This is a genomic window from Pseudomonas sp. RA_105y_Pfl2_P56 (genome assembly GCF_963970845.1).
Lineage (GTDB): Bacteria > Pseudomonadota > Gammaproteobacteria > Pseudomonadales > Pseudomonadaceae > Aquipseudomonas > Aquipseudomonas baetica_A.
In genome coordinates, this window is record NZ_CAXAPL010000100.1 from 1 (window position 1) to 1,269 (window position 1,269).

A 1,269-nucleotide genomic window follows, 5' to 3' on the forward strand; every position below is an offset into this window, starting at 1 on the left:
GGGAGTGTCAGATTTTTTGTGTGCGGGCCGGTAACGGCCTGCCGTAAGGCAAGCCCTTCTTTCACCAGTTCAACCTGGTAAATCGATCTCCATAAAGAATCGCAAACTGATTCATTGCTGTCTTCCAGTCGTGCGCCGCGCTGCCCCAATTGGCAGTGATATTTTGCAGTGCCAGCCAGATCAGCTTCGTCGCTGCATCGTCAGTCGGGAAGTGGCCTCTTGTCTTGATGATCTTGCGCAACTGAGAATTGATGCTCTCGATGGCATTGGTGGTGTAGATCACTTTTCGGATGGCTGGCGGGAAGACGAAAAACGGGATGACTCGATCCCAGGCGCGTCTCCAAGCGGCTACGACGGTGGGGTATTGTTTGCCCCAAGGCCCAGCTTCAAATGCGTTAAGAGCGTGCTCGGCCGCTTCGACATTCAGTGCCTGATAAACCGGTTTCAGGGCTTTGGCCAACTCGCGACGCTTGTCCCAGGCGGCGTAATCAAGGCTGTTACGAATCAGGTGCACGATGCAGGTTTGCAAGGTCGTCGTCGGAAACACCGCGTTCAAGGCTTCTGGCATGCCTTTAAGGCCATCAGTTACAGCGATCAATACATCCTCGACGCCACGGGTTTTAAGGTCGTTAAAAACCTTCATCCAGAACTTGGCTCCCTCAGTGTTTTCGATCCAGATCCCTAAGATATCTCGAGTGCCGTCCGGCAATACACCTAAAGCCAGGTAGATTGCCTTGTTGCGAACCAGTCCTTCCTCACGGATTTTGACCCGCAGAGCATCGAAGAAAATCACCGGATACATCGGCTCAAGTGGGCGTTGCTGCCACGCAGCAACTTCCTCCAGCACCGCGTCGGTGACCGAGCTGATGAAATCATGGGAAACGTCAGTCCCGTACTGCTCCGAGAGGAACGCCCGAATCTCGCGGACGGTCATGCCACGGGCGTACATGGCAATGATCTTGTCGTCGAAGCCGGTAAAACGACGCTCATGTTTGGGGATCAGGATTGGAGAGAAACTGCCATCGCGATCCCTGGGAATGTCCAGACGAAGCGGGCCATCGTCGGTCAGTATGGTCTTGCCACTCGAGCCGTTGCGCTGATTACTCGCCCCCTCAGGGCGCTCCGCGCCCTGAGGGTAGCCAAGGTGTTGACCCAGCTCCGCGCCAAGGGCTCGCTCGATAAGCGCCTTTTTGAACGCCATCGACGCATCCTGAATCGCTTCGGCGCTCATTGGGCCTTTAACGAACTGATCAATCAGCTCTTTCGGGA

At 55.2% G+C, this 1,269-nt stretch carries 1 protein-coding gene; it reads right to left on the reverse strand.

The window, feature by feature from the left end; all coding sequences use genetic code 11:
* Window positions 1-61: 61 nt before the first annotated feature.
* A partial coding sequence (locus AACY11_RS28215; RefSeq protein ID WP_339496321.1) for an IS256 family transposase occupies window positions 62-1,269 on the reverse strand: 1,208 nt, incomplete at its 5' end.